Annotated in this window: 1 pseudogene; it reads left to right on the top strand. The window is 50.4% G+C overall.

Annotated features, from left to right (window positions below):
• Positions 1 to 502 (top strand): annotated as a pseudogene (locus B5F78_RS16665) (hypothetical protein); the annotation flags it as partial.
• Positions 503 to 617: the final 115 nt, after the last annotated feature.

The following is a 617-nucleotide window of genomic DNA, read 5'->3' as shown; positions in this document are numbered from 1 at the left end:
CGGGCATGTCGTCGGAGATAACCGTACCGTTGATGCGGAGGTTCTCGAAGCGGATGTTTCTTACCAAGCGGTCGCGGTCGTAGCCGATGATGTGCGACAGTTCGGCATGATGAAGATGGGCGAATACGTAGCGTTGTCCAACTTGCGCAATGGTACGGATAACCGGAACAATACGGGAAGCTGGCTGGTAAGTGCTACTCAGATGCCGTTTACGACCTATGAATATAGCATCGACTGCTCTTGCCGCGATAAGAACCACGGTGCAACCCATACGCAAATGGCAGATGATGAAGGTCGTGGCAGCATTCGTCCGGGATGGGAAATCCTGTACAACCATTATGCAAAGGTGGCAAATGTGGGCAGTGGCTATACGTATGCCAAGCAGTTTGCCGACAAACTTCGTCCCGAAGGCGGTGTGGGTGAACCGGAAAACCGTTACGGTACAAACAGCGGTGCGTTCGACCAATTGGGTTGGGCAACCTTGATGCTTTACCGTGAATAGATATTGTTAAGAAGCTGTTTTGAATTTATCGTGCGATGATTTGGGATGAGTTTTTGAGGCATTTTTGCTTCTGTGATGAGGAAGATAGCGGGCTATCTGACGAAGAACAGGAGCG

This window comes from Bacteroides sp. An279 (assembly GCF_002159615.1).
Classification (GTDB): Bacteria; Bacteroidota; Bacteroidia; order Bacteroidales; family Bacteroidaceae; genus Phocaeicola; species Phocaeicola intestinalis.
The sequence above is the reverse complement of the archived record's forward strand: the minus strand, read 5'-3'. Positions and strand labels throughout refer to the sequence as shown.